Here is a 12922-nt window from a genome sequence, read left to right as displayed (position 1 = left end):
CAGCGTGCCCGGTCGCGGGCGTCCGGTGCCCAGCGCGCCTGATCGGGGGGCGCTGCGGGCGTCCGGGTTGCGTCTCGTGGGAGGATCGCGCCGTGCCGTCGCTCTTCGCTTCTTACCTGCGGGTGTACGAGCCGCTGACCGCCTTCGACCGGGACCGCCAGTCCTTCTGGCGGCGCTACGTGCAACAGGGGCGGGCGGTGGCCCCCTCGGAGGGGCCCCTGCGGCAGCGGACGGCGGTCATCGAGGCGCTCGGCGCGGGCTGGACCCGCCTGCCCGACCTGCCCGAGGAGGCGTACGTCCTGGAGGTCGACGACGCCCTGCTGGTCTGCCCGTGGAACCTGCGGATCCGGGTGGCCGAGGCGGCGCTGAGCGCCCGCGACGGCGTGCCGTCGGTGCTGGCCGACGCGTTCGTGCCGCCGATCCTGGCGGGGCAGGCCAAGGCGGTCGTGGAGGACTGGCGCAGCGGGGCCCGGGTGCTGGAGCACGGCGTGCCGCGGGTGCACGAGCAGATCGCCACGTGGGGCGTGCCGCTGCGCTGGTTCGTCCTGTTCGACTTCGAGGAGCGGGACCTGGTGACCCGGCCCGGGCGGCGCGCGCTGCGCTACCGGACGGAGATCTCGAAGGCCCGCCGCCGGTCGTCGCGGGCGCTGTCGGTGCTGCGCAAGACCGTCGGCGAGGCGCCCATCACCGAGGCGGTCGAGGAGGCCGCGCGGTGGTTGGAGGAGTTCCACCCGCGCTCGGTGGTGGAGCTGGACTACGGCGGCCTGGTCGAGTTGCTCTCCGACGAGACCCTCGCCGAGGACGACTCCCCGACGCTCGTCGCGGGCGGCCTCGCCGGGCTGTCCAAGGGGGAGGCCGACGAGGCTTCGGCGGCGTACGACCGGCTCGTCGCGAGGTGGCGGGCGGTCCAGTTGCTCGAGCGGTGCAACTAGCCCTGACCTGGGTAAAGACCTGTGCAAGGGGGCGCAAAACGCCCATGGAAGCGCTCCCAAGGTGAGATGCTCTCGTAGTTGGAGCATCACGACCAGTGACTATGAGTCCAAATAAGGTGGGTTCTGGCGTGTATTAGTCGTATAAATCGGGCATGGTTCATCCGTCCGTCTAGGGACCTTCGGCCGTTCGGCCCATGTCGGACATCGGGGACTAGCCGGACCATGGGAGACGCGTCGGCCGGCGGGACCCCGGCCGATGTCTATACCTGTGGAGGAGTGACCGATATGGCATCGCGAACGCACGAACCGGAGCCGCTGCTCACACCGGCCGAGGTGGCGTCGATGTTCCGTGTCGACCCGAAGACGGTGACCCGGTGGGCCAAGGCTGGCAAGCTCAGCGCCATCCGCACCCTGGGCGGCCACCGCCGTTACCGCGAGTCGGAGGTTCGCGCCCTGCTGCAGGGGCAGATCCCCCAGCAACGCCAAGGCGACTGAGCCAGTTCCTTCAGACGTACGGATCAGGGGTGGCAGAGCGATTCTGCCGCCCCTGATCCGTGTCCGGCCCCCGTCACCGGGCCCCCTCGTCCCCGGGTGCGGCCCCCTCGGTGAGGATCACCCGGATGCCCACCGTGCCGCCCTCGCCCCGGCGCAGCCGGCTGCCCAGCAGGCTGAGGCGGCCCACCAGCCGATACTTCTGCTTCAGCAACTCGCGGATCCGGCGGGTCTGCGCCGGATCGCAGATGGCCGCCCGGCCGGGCACCGCCGCACCGTGCGGGCGGCCCCGCACGTCGCAGGGCGCGACCGTGACCTCGCCGCTGCGCCGGATCCGCTTCACCTTGCCCGAGTCGGCGACGGTCCACGCGGCGAGCGCGTCACCGTCGCGGACCACCCACACCGGCGTGGGCACCGGCCGCCCGTCCTTGCGGAACGTGGTCAACAGCACGTACTTCTCGGCGCCCAGCCGGTCCAAGGTGGTCACGCCGCCAGGATACGACCGAGCGGACGTCAGGCAGCGGGGATAGCGTGAACCATGTGACCGGGGAACCCAGGATCGGCGACGTCTTCGGCGAGCTGCTGCGCGACGCGCTCGCCGTGCAGAGCGGGGTGGGTGCCCGGCCGCTGGCCGGGGGGCGCCTGCCCCGCCCGGTCATCGAGGTCATCGAGCGGGACGACGGCCTGATCAACGGCGCCCCCGCCGCCCACTACCTGGCCGGGCCCGGGGACTGGCAGCCGTACGACCACCGGGCCGTGGACCGGGTGCGCGGCGAGACGCTGGACGTCGGCGTCGGCGCCGGCCGGATCGCGCTGCTGCTCCAGGAGCGCGGCGTGCCCGTGACCGGGCTGGACACCTCGCTCGGCGCGCTGAAGGTGTGCCGGCGGCGCGGCGTACGCGACCTGGTGCACGGCACGGTCGACCAGCACGTCGCCGACGGCCGGCGGTACGACACCTTCCTGCTGCTCGGCAACAACCTCGGCCTGATCGAGGGGCGGGGCCGGGCACCGGCGTTCCTCGCCGCGCTGGCCGCGCTCGCCCGGCCCGGAGCGCAGGTCATCGCCCACGGCACCGACCCGTACGGCACCAGCGACCCCGTGCACACCGGCTACCACGAGCGCAACCGGCGGCGCGGCCGGCTCGGCGGGCAGCTTCGGCTTCGCCTGCGCTACCGCGAGCTGGGCACCGAGTGGTTCGACTACCTGGTCTGCTCGGTGGCCGAGCTGGCCGACCTCGTACGCGGCACCCCGTGGCGGCTCGCCGACGTGGACGACCGGGACGACCCGTACTACCTGGCGACGCTGACGCTCACGGGCTGAGGTGTTTGCAGGGGCCCCCTGTACAACAGAATGCGTTAACAAGGGGCCCCTCCTTACACCTCAGACCTGGACGGTCGGAGGGAGCGGCTCCGGCGGGAGACCGCCGTCGCCGTCGACGACCTCGTCAGGGGTGCCGTCCTCGTCGAGGTCGACCATCGTGATGTCCACCTTGCCGTCACCGTCGGTGTCGAACTGGAACAGGTCGGCCCGGCCGTCACCGTCGGTGTCGACCACCCAGACGTCGGTCTTGCCGTCGTTGTTGGTGTCCGCGCGGAGCAGGTCGACCCGCTCGTCGCCCCGGGTCTCCACGGTCTCGTTGGTCTCCACACTCTCCGGTGCCTGGCTCATGTCGGGTCCTTCCCTCGGTTGACGGCCGTCCTTACCCGGATCGACGCGCCCCCACGCATCCGCCGGGTGGCGGTGCTGCATAGGGTCGCACCCATGAGCCAGTGCAGCGAGCGCCCCGGCGCGGCGGAGACCCCGCGTGCCGGGCGGAGCGAGGAGACGTCATGAGCGGTCGGTTCGTCGTCGTCGGGGCCGGCACGATGGGCCTCGGCATCGCCTACGTGGCGGCCGGCGCGGGATACCGCGTCGAGCTGGTGGAGGTCGACCCGGGCCGGGCCACCGCCGCCGGGGCGCGGCTGGGCGAGCTGTGGGAGCGGGCGGTGCAGCGCGGCAAGCTCACCGCCGACGCGGCGGCGGCCAACCGGGAACGGTTGACGCTGCGCCCGTCCCTCGGCGAGGTCGCGGCCGAGCCGGACGTGGTGGTGGAGGCCGTCCCCGAGCGGCTCGACCTCAAGCGGGCGGTGCTGCGCGACGCCGCCGCCCTGCGCCCCGCGCTGCTCGGCAGCAACACGTCCAGCATCGCCATCGCCGAGCTGGCCGCCAGGCTGGACCGGCCCGAACGCTTCCTCGGCCTGCACTTCTTCAACCCCGTCTGGGCCATGGCGCTGCTGGAAATCGTGGTGGGCCCGGCCACCGCCGACGAGACCACCGCGGCGGCCGTCGCGCTCGCCGGCCGGCTGGGCAAGGACCCCGTCGTCGTACGCGACATGCCCGGCTTCGCCACCTCCCGGCTCGGGGTGACCCTGGGCCTGGAGGCGATCCGGATGGTCGCCGACGGGGTGGCCAGCCCCGCCGACATCGACAAGGCCATGGTGCTCGGCTACCGGCACCCGGTCGGCCCGCTGGAGCTGACCGACCTGGTGGGGCTGGACGTCCGGCTCGACATCGCCCGCACCCTCCAGGCCGCGTACGGGGACCGGTTCGCGCCGCCGCCACTGCTGGAGCAGATGGTCGCCGAGGGGAAGCTGGGCCGGAAGTCCGGGCAGGGCTTCTACCACTGGGACGAGGGCGGCAGGCGATGAGCGGGCTGCGCGTCGAGGAGCGCCCCGACCGGCTCGTGGTGACGCTCGACCGGCCGGAGAAGCGCAACGCGATCGACGCCGACCTGGTCGCCGAGCTGCACGCCGTCTGCGCCGAGCTGGAGGCCCGGCCCCGGCTGCTGCTGCTCACCGGCGGCACCGAGGGGATCTTCGCGGGCGGGGCGGACATCGGCCAGCTCCGCGAGCGCGGCCGGCTCGACGCGCTCGCCGCGATCAACTCGGCGGTGTTCGCCCGGGTCCGGGCGTTGCCGATGCCCACCGTCGCCGCCGTGGACGGGCCGGCGCTGGGCGGCGGGGCCGAGCTGGCGTACGCGTGCGACCTGCGGCTGTGCACGGCCCGCGCCGTGTTCGGGCAGCCCGAGGTGCGGTTGGGCATCCTGGCCGGCGCGGGCGCGACCCACCGGCTGCCGGCGCTCGTCGGCGAGGCCCTCGCCAAGGAACTGCTCTTCACCGGCCGCCGGGTGGACGCCGCCGAGGCGCTGCGGATCGGCCTGGTCAACCGGGTGGTCGACGAGCCGGCCGAGCTGCTGCCCACCGCGCACGGGCTGCTCGACGAGATGGCGAAGGGGTCCGCGCTGGCGCTGCGGCTGACCAAGCTGGCCGTGGACGCGCCCCCGGCCGCCCACCCGCACCTCGACCTGGTCAGCCAGGCGGTGCTGTTCGAGGACGAGGAGAAGCGGCGGCGGATGACCGAGTTCCTGGAGCGCCGCCGGGACCGTTGACGCGAGCCGCGAGTCGGCGGCCGTCCCGCGAGGATCGTGGGGCGGCCGCCGCTCGGACCAGGTCGGTTCAGTGCCGGATCTGCACCCCGGAGTCGGCCAGCGCCCGGATCACCTGCGCGGACTCGCCGAAGCCGATGACCAGCACGGCGTCCGCGCCGTACTCCTTGATCTCGCGGGCCCCGGCGGTGAAGTCCAGCGGCGGGGCCTTCGCGTCGGCCGGTGGCTCGTACGTCAGCAGCTTCACCCGGTCGCCGTCGATGCCGGCCCGCTCCAGCTCGGCACGGACGTTCTCCTGGAGGCCCTCGCCGTAGGAGTCCTTCCGGGCGACCAGGGCGATCCGGTGCGGCCCGTCGCGCAGGATCACGTCGGCCAGCGCCCGCCCCTGGAGGCTGTCCGGAGGGGCGGTGCGGAAGTAGAGCCCCTTGTCCTCGACCGAGGTCAGCCCGGCATCGGTGTTGGACGGCGAGAAGAGCACCAGGCCGGCGGCCACCACGTCCGGCAGGACGGCCCGGGAGATGCCCGACGCGCCCGCGCCGATGATGACGTGCACGCCGTCGGCGATGTGCTTCTCCACCGTCTCCTTCGCCACGGCCGGGTTGGTGCCGTCGTCCCCGTCGACCCAGCGCACGTCCTCGCCGAGCACGCCGCCCGCGGCGTTGATCTCCTTGAGGGCGAGCGCGGCCCCGGCGGCCAGCGGCGGGTACGCGATGGCCAGGTCGCCGGTGCGCGGCAGCAGGCCGCCGAGGACCAGGGGCGCCGAGGGGACCTTGCCGCTGTCCTGCCGGTGCGACCGGGGCGGGTTCTTGGTGCTCGCCGCAGACTCGTCGCCGGCGCCGACGAACTCGGTCTTGCCGTCGTCGAGCTTCTCCTCGCCGAAGGTCAGGGTGGCGTAGCTGGCGGTGGCCGGCTCACCGGCATCGGTGAACCCGGCCCGGTTGAGCGAAACACCCCGGTACTCGATGTCCCGCCCGTTCCGCGCCAGCCGCAGGCATTCCGCCGGCTTCTCGCACCGCTCGCCGTTGTTGGTGACGCCGACGATCTGCTTGGCGATCGCTGCCGGATCGGTGCTGCCGGCCAACTGCGCGGCCAGGGCGCTGATCACGACGGCGTCGTACGACTCGGCGGAGTAGAGATAGTCCGTCAGTTTCGGGTCGACGGCGCGGAGCCGGTTCTTGAAGGCCTCCGGCAACGGCGTGAGCGGGGTCGTGCCCTTCATGCCGTCGAGCAGGTCGGCGCGCTCCTTGAATTCCGCAGCGTACGCGTTGGTCATGTTGCCGTCGCTGCCGTAGAGGCGGACCTGTGGGGTGGTGGTCGCCTCCTCGGACTTGTCGGCGCCGCAGCCGGCGCCGGCGAGGAGCAGCGCCCCGCACGCCGCCAGTGCGGCGACGCGCGAGCCGGGTGATACGAGCATGGTCGTCCTTCCTCCGGGAAAGGTCCGCTGCGCACATTAGCGTGCCTGGCTGATCGGCGGGACCGTGGAGGAGGGTCAAACCCCAGCTAGCCCCGGCGACGCACGGACGGTCACGGGGCGCGCGCTCTCGGGTGGTCACCGCTTGACCACCGGACGTACAGTTCGGCGGGTGACGGACGTACCGCAGCAGACGCTGGACGACGCGACCGCCGTGCTCCACTCCGCCCTCGCCGGCGACGGCGACGCGGTGGTGGGCACCTTCGACAAGGTGGTCGACCGGGCCGGCCTCGCCGGAGCGTACGGGGTGGCCTGGTGCCTCGCTGCCACCATGGTCGGGGACGTGCCCGCCCCCGGCGGCGCGGCGCTGGACTTCCCCGGCATCGACGAGGCGGGCTACGACACCCGCTGGGTGGCGCGCTTCGTCAGCGCGTACGCCAACGCCGACGCCGACACGGGGGAGGCGCTCTTCGGCGCGGCGGTCGCCGACGGCCTGCTGCCGGACTGCCTGCTCACCCTCGCCGGCTCGACGGTGGCCACCCTGCGCAGCCGGGCCGGCTGACGCCCGACCCCGACCCGGGGGCCGGGCGTCGGGCGTCGCCGGTCAGAACGCGTGGTACGCGATCAGCGGCTCGTACTCGTAGCGCAGGTTCTGGAAGCGCACCCGGAAGTTCACCCCGTCGCGGACGTTGGTGGCCACCGTCGTCCACCCCGACTTCGCGGGGAGATAGGTCCAGTAGTTGCAGTTGTTGGTCTTGTCGACGAAGACCACGCACGCCTGGGTGCCGAAGCTGCTGTCGTTGCGGACGTTGACGTCCGCGCAGCGGCTGGTGGTCCGGTAGGTGCCGGCCTCGCCGCCCCAGCTTCCGGTCTGGAAGTACGAGCGCACGGCGCCGCCGTAGCAGGTGGCGTACGTGCCGGCGAGGTTGCCGGCGACCAGCGGCTGGGCGGGAGCGGCGGCGGCGGGGGCGGCGAGGGCGAGCGCCGACACGGCCGCGGCCGTCGAGGTGGACAGCAGGCGGACGACCGGGGACGACATGGGTGCCTCCAACGGGTTGTTGACCGTCCGGGTGGGACGGCCGACCGACCGGGACGATGATACTGGTCGATCTTCCCGGCGTCGGCCCGGCCGTGGCGGGACCGGTGTGATAGCTCTGGTGGCATGTCGCAGGCCATGCTCGCCAAGGTGCGCAAGCTGCTGGCGAAGGCCGAGGACCCGGCCTGCACGCCCGAGGAGTCGGCCGCCTTCACCGCCAAGGCGACCGAGCTGATCGCCCGCTACGGCGTGGACCGGGCCCTGCTGGCGGCCCGCGACCCGACCACCGACCCGGTCGGCGACCGGGTGGTCGAGGTCGTCGCCCCGTACGCCCGGGACAAGGCCGGCCTGCTCGCGGCCGTCGCCGACCCGCTGCGCTGCCGCTGCGTGCGCCGCCGGCACGGCGACGGCTTCGCGATGCACCTGTTCGGCTTCGCCAGCGACCTGGAACGGGTCGACCTGCTCTTCACCTCGATGCTGGTGCAGGCCGCGCATGGGCTGGCCGCCGCCGGGGTCCCGGCGGGCGAGCACCCGGCCGCGTTCCGGCGGTCCTGGCTCGCCGGGTTCGCCCAGGTGGTCGGCGCGCGACTGGCGGCGGCGGAGGCCGACGCGGTCGCCGACTCGGGCGGCCCCTCCGTCGCGCTCGTGCTGGCCGACCGCTCGGACCGGGTCCAGCGTCGGGTCGCCGAGGTCTATCCCCGGCTGCGCACGGCCGCGCCGAGGCGGCTCGCCGGCACCGGCTTCGGCTCGGGCGCGGCGGCGGGGCGGAGTGCGGACCTCGGCGGCCGGGGGGTGACCCCCGCAGCCCGGCCGGCACGGGGCCTCACCCGCTGACGTCAGCTGTCGTGGGGGTGCAGGACGCAGGAGAGATAGCGGGTCAGCAGCTCGTGCCAGCCGGCGGTGAGGGCCTCCCGGTATCCCTCGGCGGCTGCGCCGTGCCGGTCGAAGTGCCGGTGCGCGACCTCCACCCGGGTCCACTCCGGGCCCTCGGGGAGGAACAGCACCTCCACCTCGCTGGCCCGCGCCGGGTCGGGGACGGGCACGCGGTCGGGCCCGATCTGCCAGACGAACACCAGGCGGCGGGGCGGATCCCAGGTGAGCACCCGGCCCCAGTCGGCGCGGAAGCCGTGCGGGCCGATCTCGTAGAGCATGCCGCCGGCGTGCGGCTCGACGCCCAACTCGACCAGCTCGGCCGGCCCGGACCAGGTGTATTCCGGCACCCACCAGTCGGTGAGGGCGCCGGTGAAGACCGCGAAGGCCCGTTCGGCGGAGGCGGGAACGAGGAGGCTGCTGCGGAGCGAGTATCGTGCGACGTCCTGCCGGACGGCTGTCGGACCGTCGATCTCCTGTCCCATAGGCCCGGACCATACCGGCTGGTGTCCTGAAGTGCAGCTTGCAAAGTGCCGGCTTGCGGACCCCTTGCGCCCGGATGTCGGACAGTAGCGCCGAGTGGTCGTGACGCAACGCCTTGCTGCCGCGCGCCGCAGCGACTCATGCTGCTTGTGCGGACTCCCAGGGGTAGGGCATCGCCCGGAGCCGCTCGACGTGGGCGAGGTGACGCCGCTGCCGTTCGTGGTCACCGGCGGCGGCGGCTTCGTCCGCCCAGCGCTGGACCTCCGCGATCCATCCCTCGTGCTCGCTGCGCAGCGCGTCGTTGAGTGCCTGAACGTGCGGGTCCATCGTCATCGCCTCAACCTCCTAGCCGTTCGTCCAGCTTACCGAGTTCGTACCGGCTGTCTTCCACCTGACGGCGGTAGAACTCCTGATGAGTCTCGTACTGCGTGATCAGTTCGCGCGCCCGCTCGATCCGCTCAACGAGCCTCATGCGCTCGAACTCGTCCTGCTCGTTGGGGACCGTCATCGGCCCTCCCCGTCCAGCGAACCGCCCTGCCTCAACTCTTCCCCCTCCGGGCCCATACGCTCCATCCGTTCAAACCGAACCGTTCCCCGGGACGCCTCCCCTGCTCGGCGCTGGAAGAGCACCCCTGACCCCCGGTGAGGGAGTGAGACGGTACGGACATGATCAAAACCCTGTCGGCGGTAGTACCCATGGAGCGCCAGATTCGTTCGCCAGGCGTCCAAGCGAAGCCAACTCTTTCCTCGGTCAGCCGCTAGTTTCGAGGCGAAGTCAACCAGTGCCTCGCCGAGACCGCTGCCAGCGTAGCCACGATCCACGATCACTCTGTGGACATACAGTGCGTCGCGTGGCTCGTCTTCCTCGTGCCAGAATTCGGGGTCTGCCAACTCGTCGACTATTGCCATCGCTGCGATGCGAAAGCCGTCAACAGCGACGTAGCACTCTCCCCGGCCGACCGCGTCTTCAATCCGCTGCTGCATCCGCTCGGGCGTCTGTCTCTCACTCCGCCCGGTGGGCTGCCATTGGTCGAGTCCCTGAGCTGCAAGCCATCGAACGGTATCGGATTGCAGGCGAACAAGGACAGCAAGGTCCGCCTCTGTCGCAACCCTGATGCTCAACTCGATCATGACTCGACTAGCTCTTCCGCCGGTCGAGTGCGTTCGAATGCGATGACGTGGCGGTCCCCCGGCAGTACGTTGAGCACCACGCGGACGGCTGTTCCATCACTCGTGTAGCCAGTGACAACGTGGTACGCGACTGGCGTGCCGGGCATCAGCGCAAGTCGCCTCGCCTCCTCCGGCGTAGGCATCCTGATGTAGAACTCGTCCAGCGCGTGAATCTGGCAGTAGCCGCGCTCCGAAAGGACCCTGTTGGCCCCTCGCGCGATGTCGTCCGGCCGCATGATATCCGTTCCCTGCGCGAGGCTGAGCGGAAAGTAGCTGTCGTTGGTGTTGAACGGCTCGCCGTCCAGGTAGCGCACCCGCTTGCGGACGACGGTCAGCTCCCCATCCTGGAGGTGGAGCCGCTCCTTGACGATCTCAGGAGGGTCGACTATCGATATCTCAATCGTCTGCCGTGCTTCTCGTCCTTCGGCCGAGTGCTGGGCGATGAACCTGTCTGTCTCGATGTACCGGGGCTGCGGCATGAACTCTTGCTGTGGCCGGTAGTTGATCGGCTTGCGGTCTCTCACGAAGTAACCACGAGGTCTGGCCGCAACGATCAGTCCCTCGCTCACCAGCGATGCGAGCGCCTGGCGGGCAGTGTTGCGGGCAACCTGGAACCGTGCGGTCAGTTCCGCCTCGGTTGGCAGTTGGGCACCCGGTGGCATCGTGCCGTCGCTGATCGCCTGCCGTAGATCCTCTGCAATCTGCTGCCAGACCGGCATCTGTCCCGCGCGCTTGACGCTCACAGTCCGCTCCCTCCGCAGCATGGTCTAGACAGTCTATGCGAAGAGCTTGACAGGGGTGCGAGGAGGAGCAAGAGTCTCATTGTCTAGTCAGTACAGACGGGCTGGGCATGAACAGAAGGGCCTCGGTGGGGGTGCAACCCCGCCGAGGCCCGTGCAGCAACGTCCCCTCCACGCAAAGGAGTACGAAGATGCAGGTCGATCCTATCTCGGCACCCCAGGTTCCCGGCGGCGAGGATGTGGAGCACCTCCGGGTGCTGGTCACGTCGGTGTTGGGTGCGCAGGAGGTGGCAGTGGCGCTGGCGGTGTCGGACATGCCCACGCGACGGGTGGCGCTGACTCGCGACCAGGAGATCGGCTACGCGATTCAGGGCGTAGCTCGTCTCGGCGTGGACGAGGTGCGGGCACGTGCGGTCGCGGCTCGCAACGTGAATCTGCGCTACAGCGAGTTGCTCGACATGAACGGCGGCACGGTCGGTTCGGCTGCTCCGGAGGTGAGGGCGCTCAGCGCGCGTGAGCGGCAGGTGTGGGGCTGCGGCGAGCGGCGGCAGAGCCGGGCGGTGTCGGTGGCGTGGAAGGTGACCGGGGTGGCCAGTCATCCCGAGGCGGGATCCGTTCGGCTTGCGGGGAGCGCGGCTACGGGGGGCTGATCCTCGGGTCTGCTGGGCGCTGCTCGTTGCCAGATCCCCTGGGGCCGCCGTGTTGGTAATTTCGGCGGACCCCTTCTATCGCAGCAGCCAGCACATCGGCTGTTCCCCGCGTATGCGGGGGTGATCCCGAGAAGAGACCTCGATACCCCGTGCCGATCGACTGTTCCCCGCGCTGCGGGGGTGAACTTGGCGTGCAACCGACGTGCGACTAGCGGCGGTGATCATGGGTGCCCAGCGGTCAACCACGGACAGCGTCGAGCGCTCCGACCCGGGGCCGCATAAGCAAGATCCCCACCTGCGTTTCCGCTGGTGGGGACCTCTGTAGCCCGGCGAAAGGCTATGTGGCCAGGGGCGGGGTCGAACCGCCGACCTTCCGATTTTCAGTCGGACGCTCGTACCAACTGAGCTACCTGGCCGTGCTGCTCGGCTCATCGTACCCAAGTGGCGGGATCGCCGCCGGCAGGGCACCTGCTCCGATACGCAGAACGCCGCGCATCCTACGCGCGGCGTCAGCGCTTGCGGTCCTGACGGGACTTGAACCCGCGACCTCCGCCTTGACAGGGCGGCGAGCACTCCAACTGCTCCACAGGACCTGGCTGGTGTTACCGGTGTTGCTCCGGCTTGCGCCGGTCGTGCCCCCAACGGGATTCGAACCCGTGCTACCGCCTTGAAAGGGCGGCGTCCTGGGCCGCTAGACGATGAGGGCGGCCCCGCCATCATTGCACACTCGCAACTTCTAGCGGACTTGCTCCCATCCGGCCCCGCCGGAGGCTTCGAAAGCATACGTGACGGTCGGCCCACGAAACAAATCGGTATGGCTGGCGGCACATCCAGCCACAAACCTGCAGGTCACGGGCGGTCTAGCCGATGCGGGTGAGCCCGTAGCGCCGCTTCAGGTCGCCGATGAGGTGGGCGCAGGCGGCGACCGTAGCGGCCCGGTTGCCGCCCCCGTCGTGCATCAGCACGATCGAGCCCGGCTTCGTCGCGCCCATGACCCGCTTCCTGATCGTCGGTGCGGTGGGCTTCGCCCAGTCCTGCGGGTCGACGGCCCAGTGCAGCGATCGCATGCCGAGCTGCTTCGCCACCGTCACCACCTCCGGGGTCCACCGCCCGCCCGGCTGCCGGTAGAGGGTCACCTTGGCGTCGGGCGCGGCCGCCCGGATGGCGCGGTTGGTGCGCGTCAGGTCGGCGCGGATCTCGGCGACCGGCCGCCGGCCGAGGTCGATGTCGTGCCGCCAGCTGTGGTTGCAGAGCTGGTGCCCCTCGCGGGAGATCCGGGCGACCAGCTGCGGGTGCTTGCGCACCTGCGTGCCGACCACGCAGAAGGTGGCCTTCGCCCCGGCTGCCTTGAGCTGGTCGAGGATCTTCGGCGTCCAGGCCGGGTCGGGCCCGTCGTCGAAGGTCAACGCCACCGCCTTGCCGCCCGTGGTCCGGCGCAGCCCCGTCGGGAGCTTGGTGGGGCGCGGGCGCAGCGGGGGTGGGGTGGTGCGGGTCGGCTTGGGGGCGACGGTCGGCTTGGGCGTCGGCTCCGCCGGGGGTGCGGTCGGTGTCGACGGGGAGGCGGCGGCTCCCGGACGCCGGTCGGTCGTCCGCTCGCCGCAGCCGGCGAGGAACAATGCAAGGCAGAGGCCGAAAGAGAGTACTCTCCGTGCGCTCATCGTCGCTCCGAGGGGTCGGGGGCCGTGGGCCACTCGACCGTAGTGGACGAAACGTG

The 12922-nt window shown here is 71.5% G+C and carries 18 protein-coding genes and 3 tRNA genes; 8 read left to right on the top strand and 13 right to left on the bottom strand.

Annotated elements, in window-relative coordinates; translation table 11 throughout:
- The first annotated feature begins 92 nt into the window (after positions 1–92).
- Together GA0070558_RS19975 and GA0070558_RS19970 are read left to right on the top strand one after the other, a co-directional pair.
- Positions 93–932: a DUF8083 family protein gene (locus tag GA0070558_RS19975; RefSeq protein ID WP_091282526.1), complete on the top strand. Its 840-nt coding sequence runs from the start codon at positions 93–95 to the stop codon at positions 930–932.
- A 285-nt stretch (positions 933–1217) separates the two neighbouring features.
- Positions 1218–1427 carry a BldC family transcriptional regulator gene (locus tag GA0070558_RS19970; protein WP_007073996.1) on the top strand — a complete coding sequence of 70 codons (210 nt, stop codon included), beginning with the start codon at positions 1218–1220 and terminating at the stop codon, positions 1425–1427.
- Positions 1428–1500: 73 nt separating this feature from the next.
- On the opposite strand, the gene GA0070558_RS19965 is transcribed toward GA0070558_RS19970, so the two are convergent.
- Complete coding sequence (locus GA0070558_RS19965) at positions 1501–1911, bottom strand: PPOX class F420-dependent oxidoreductase (RefSeq protein WP_091282523.1); 411 nt, start codon at positions 1909–1911, stop codon at positions 1501–1503.
- A 53-nt stretch (positions 1912–1964) separates the two neighbouring features.
- Between GA0070558_RS19965 and GA0070558_RS19960 the strand changes: the two genes are divergently transcribed.
- On the top strand, positions 1965–2744 hold the full coding sequence (locus GA0070558_RS19960; RefSeq protein ID WP_091282520.1) for a class I SAM-dependent methyltransferase: 780 nt from the start codon (positions 1965–1967) through the stop codon (positions 2742–2744).
- Between the two features lie 60 nt (positions 2745–2804).
- On the opposite strand, the gene GA0070558_RS19955 is transcribed toward GA0070558_RS19960, so the two are convergent.
- The gene (locus tag GA0070558_RS19955; protein WP_091282517.1) at positions 2805–3092 is read right to left on the bottom strand and encodes a hypothetical protein; all 288 of its coding nucleotides are present in this window, start codon (positions 3090–3092) and stop codon (positions 2805–2807) included.
- 161 nt (positions 3093–3253) lie between these two features.
- On the opposite strand from GA0070558_RS19955, the gene GA0070558_RS19950 reads away from it, so the two are divergent.
- Both GA0070558_RS19950 and GA0070558_RS19945 read left to right on the top strand, forming a co-directional pair.
- Positions 3254–4111, top strand: coding sequence for a 3-hydroxyacyl-CoA dehydrogenase family protein (locus GA0070558_RS19950; protein WP_091282514.1), 858 nt, complete (start codon positions 3254–3256; stop codon positions 4109–4111).
- The gene (locus tag GA0070558_RS19945) at positions 4108–4851 is read left to right on the top strand and encodes an enoyl-CoA hydratase/isomerase family protein (RefSeq protein WP_091282511.1); all 744 of its coding nucleotides are present in this window, start codon (positions 4108–4110) and stop codon (positions 4849–4851) included. The genes GA0070558_RS19950 and GA0070558_RS19945 overlap by 4 nt, the downstream gene beginning before the upstream one ends.
- Positions 4852–4918: 67 nt before the next feature.
- Here GA0070558_RS19945 and GA0070558_RS19940 read toward each other — a convergent pair whose 3' ends face one another.
- Positions 4919–6262 (bottom strand): ABC transporter substrate-binding protein, encoded by a 1344-nt coding sequence (locus GA0070558_RS19940; RefSeq protein WP_091282508.1) that lies wholly within the window; start codon positions 6260–6262, stop codon positions 4919–4921.
- Positions 6263–6431: 169 nt separating this feature from the next.
- On the opposite strand from GA0070558_RS19940, the gene GA0070558_RS19935 reads away from it, so the two are divergent.
- Positions 6432–6821 carry a hypothetical protein gene (locus tag GA0070558_RS19935; protein ID WP_043961233.1) on the top strand — a complete coding sequence of 130 codons (390 nt, stop codon included), beginning with the start codon at positions 6432–6434 and terminating at the stop codon, positions 6819–6821.
- Positions 6822–6863: 42 nt separating this feature from the next.
- Here the strand turns inward: GA0070558_RS19935 and GA0070558_RS19930 are convergent, their stop codons facing one another.
- Positions 6864–7298: a hypothetical protein gene (locus GA0070558_RS19930; RefSeq protein ID WP_091282505.1), complete on the bottom strand. Its 435-nt coding sequence runs from the start codon at positions 7296–7298 to the stop codon at positions 6864–6866.
- Between the two features lie 123 nt (positions 7299–7421).
- On the opposite strand from GA0070558_RS19930, the gene GA0070558_RS19925 reads away from it, so the two are divergent.
- Positions 7422–8129, top strand: a complete 708-nt coding sequence (locus GA0070558_RS19925; protein ID WP_091282502.1) for a DUF2786 domain-containing protein — start codon at positions 7422–7424, stop codon at positions 8127–8129.
- Between the two features lie 2 nt (positions 8130–8131).
- Here GA0070558_RS19925 and GA0070558_RS19920 read toward each other — a convergent pair whose 3' ends face one another.
- The 5 genes from GA0070558_RS19920 to GA0070558_RS33460 all read right to left on the bottom strand — a co-directional run bounded on the left by GA0070558_RS19920 (position 8132) and on the right by GA0070558_RS33460 (position 10561).
- On the bottom strand, positions 8132–8650 hold the full coding sequence (locus tag GA0070558_RS19920) for an SRPBCC family protein (RefSeq protein ID WP_091282499.1): 519 nt from the start codon (positions 8648–8650) through the stop codon (positions 8132–8134).
- A gap of 136 nt (positions 8651–8786) precedes the next feature.
- Positions 8787–8975 (bottom strand): hypothetical protein, encoded by a 189-nt coding sequence (locus GA0070558_RS19915; RefSeq protein ID WP_256092033.1) that lies wholly within the window; start codon positions 8973–8975, stop codon positions 8787–8789.
- Between the two features lie 10 nt (positions 8976–8985).
- Positions 8986–9156: a hypothetical protein gene (locus GA0070558_RS33470; RefSeq protein WP_158229360.1), complete on the bottom strand. Its 171-nt coding sequence runs from the start codon at positions 9154–9156 to the stop codon at positions 8986–8988.
- On the bottom strand, positions 9153–9779 hold the full coding sequence (locus tag GA0070558_RS33465) for a GNAT family N-acetyltransferase (protein WP_176734280.1): 627 nt from the start codon (positions 9777–9779) through the stop codon (positions 9153–9155). Before GA0070558_RS33465 ends, GA0070558_RS33470 begins: the two co-directional genes overlap by 4 nt.
- Positions 9776–10561 (bottom strand): GntR family transcriptional regulator, encoded by a 786-nt coding sequence (locus GA0070558_RS33460; RefSeq protein ID WP_256092032.1) that lies wholly within the window; start codon positions 10559–10561, stop codon positions 9776–9778. Before GA0070558_RS33460 ends, GA0070558_RS33465 begins: the two co-directional genes overlap by 4 nt.
- A gap of 188 nt (positions 10562–10749) precedes the next feature.
- Here GA0070558_RS33460 and GA0070558_RS19905 point away from each other — a divergent pair, with 188 nt between their 5' ends.
- Positions 10750–11208, top strand: coding sequence for a hypothetical protein (locus GA0070558_RS19905; RefSeq protein WP_091282493.1), 459 nt, complete (start codon positions 10750–10752; stop codon positions 11206–11208).
- 342 nt (positions 11209–11550) lie between these two features.
- On the opposite strand, the gene GA0070558_RS19900 is transcribed toward GA0070558_RS19905, so the two are convergent.
- From GA0070558_RS19900 to GA0070558_RS19885, 4 genes are all read right to left on the bottom strand, one after another.
- Positions 11551–11624 (bottom strand) — tRNA-Phe (locus tag GA0070558_RS19900).
- A gap of 103 nt (positions 11625–11727) precedes the next feature.
- A tRNA-Asp gene (locus GA0070558_RS19895) sits at positions 11728–11801 on the bottom strand.
- Positions 11802–11841: 40 nt separating this feature from the next.
- A tRNA-Glu gene (locus GA0070558_RS19890) sits at positions 11842–11914 on the bottom strand.
- A 154-nt stretch (positions 11915–12068) separates the two neighbouring features.
- A complete protein-coding gene (locus tag GA0070558_RS19885; protein ID WP_091282488.1) occupies positions 12069–12866 on the bottom strand; it encodes a polysaccharide deacetylase family protein in 798 nt (265 codons plus the stop codon).
- Positions 12867–12922 lie beyond the last annotated feature (56 nt).

Origin of the sequence: Micromonospora haikouensis (assembly GCF_900091595.1) — a bacterium.
In the GTDB taxonomy this organism is placed as follows: domain Bacteria; phylum Actinomycetota; class Actinomycetes; order Mycobacteriales; family Micromonosporaceae; genus Micromonospora; species Micromonospora haikouensis.
Note: the sequence above shows the minus strand (reverse complement) of the source record. Positions and strands in the feature narration are given on the sequence as shown.

Bases quoted from the DNA above. Each gene is read 5' to 3' on its own strand.
- GA0070558_RS19970 (WP_007073996.1), top strand. From the start codon at position 1,218: ATGGCATCGCGAACGCACGAACCGGAGCCGCTGCTCACACCGGCCGAG.
- GA0070558_RS19955 (WP_091282517.1), bottom strand. From the start codon at position 3,092: ATGAGCCAGGCACCGGAGAGTGTGGAGACCAACGAGACCGTGGAGACC.
- GA0070558_RS19950 (WP_091282514.1), top strand. From the start codon at position 3,254: ATGAGCGGTCGGTTCGTCGTCGTCGGGGCCGGCACGATGGGCCTCGGC.
- GA0070558_RS19945 (WP_091282511.1), top strand. From the start codon at position 4,108: ATGAGCGGGCTGCGCGTCGAGGAGCGCCCCGACCGGCTCGTGGTGACG.
- GA0070558_RS19940 (WP_091282508.1), bottom strand. From the start codon at position 6,262: ATGCTCGTATCACCCGGCTCGCGCGTCGCCGCACTGGCGGCGTGCGGG.
- GA0070558_RS19930 (WP_091282505.1), bottom strand. From the start codon at position 7,298: ATGTCGTCCCCGGTCGTCCGCCTGCTGTCCACCTCGACGGCCGCGGCC.
- GA0070558_RS19925 (WP_091282502.1), top strand. From the start codon at position 7,422: ATGTCGCAGGCCATGCTCGCCAAGGTGCGCAAGCTGCTGGCGAAGGCC.
- GA0070558_RS19920 (WP_091282499.1), bottom strand. From the start codon at position 8,650: ATGGGACAGGAGATCGACGGTCCGACAGCCGTCCGGCAGGACGTCGCA.
- GA0070558_RS19915 (WP_256092033.1), bottom strand. From the start codon at position 8,975: ATGGACCCGCACGTTCAGGCACTCAACGACGCGCTGCGCAGCGAGCAC.
- GA0070558_RS33470 (WP_158229360.1), bottom strand. From the start codon at position 9,156: ATGACGGTCCCCAACGAGCAGGACGAGTTCGAGCGCATGAGGCTCGTT.
- GA0070558_RS33465 (WP_176734280.1), bottom strand. From the start codon at position 9,779: ATGATCGAGTTGAGCATCAGGGTTGCGACAGAGGCGGACCTTGCTGTC.
- GA0070558_RS19905 (WP_091282493.1), top strand. From the start codon at position 10,750: ATGCAGGTCGATCCTATCTCGGCACCCCAGGTTCCCGGCGGCGAGGAT.
- GA0070558_RS19885 (WP_091282488.1), bottom strand. From the start codon at position 12,866: ATGAGCGCACGGAGAGTACTCTCTTTCGGCCTCTGCCTTGCATTGTTC.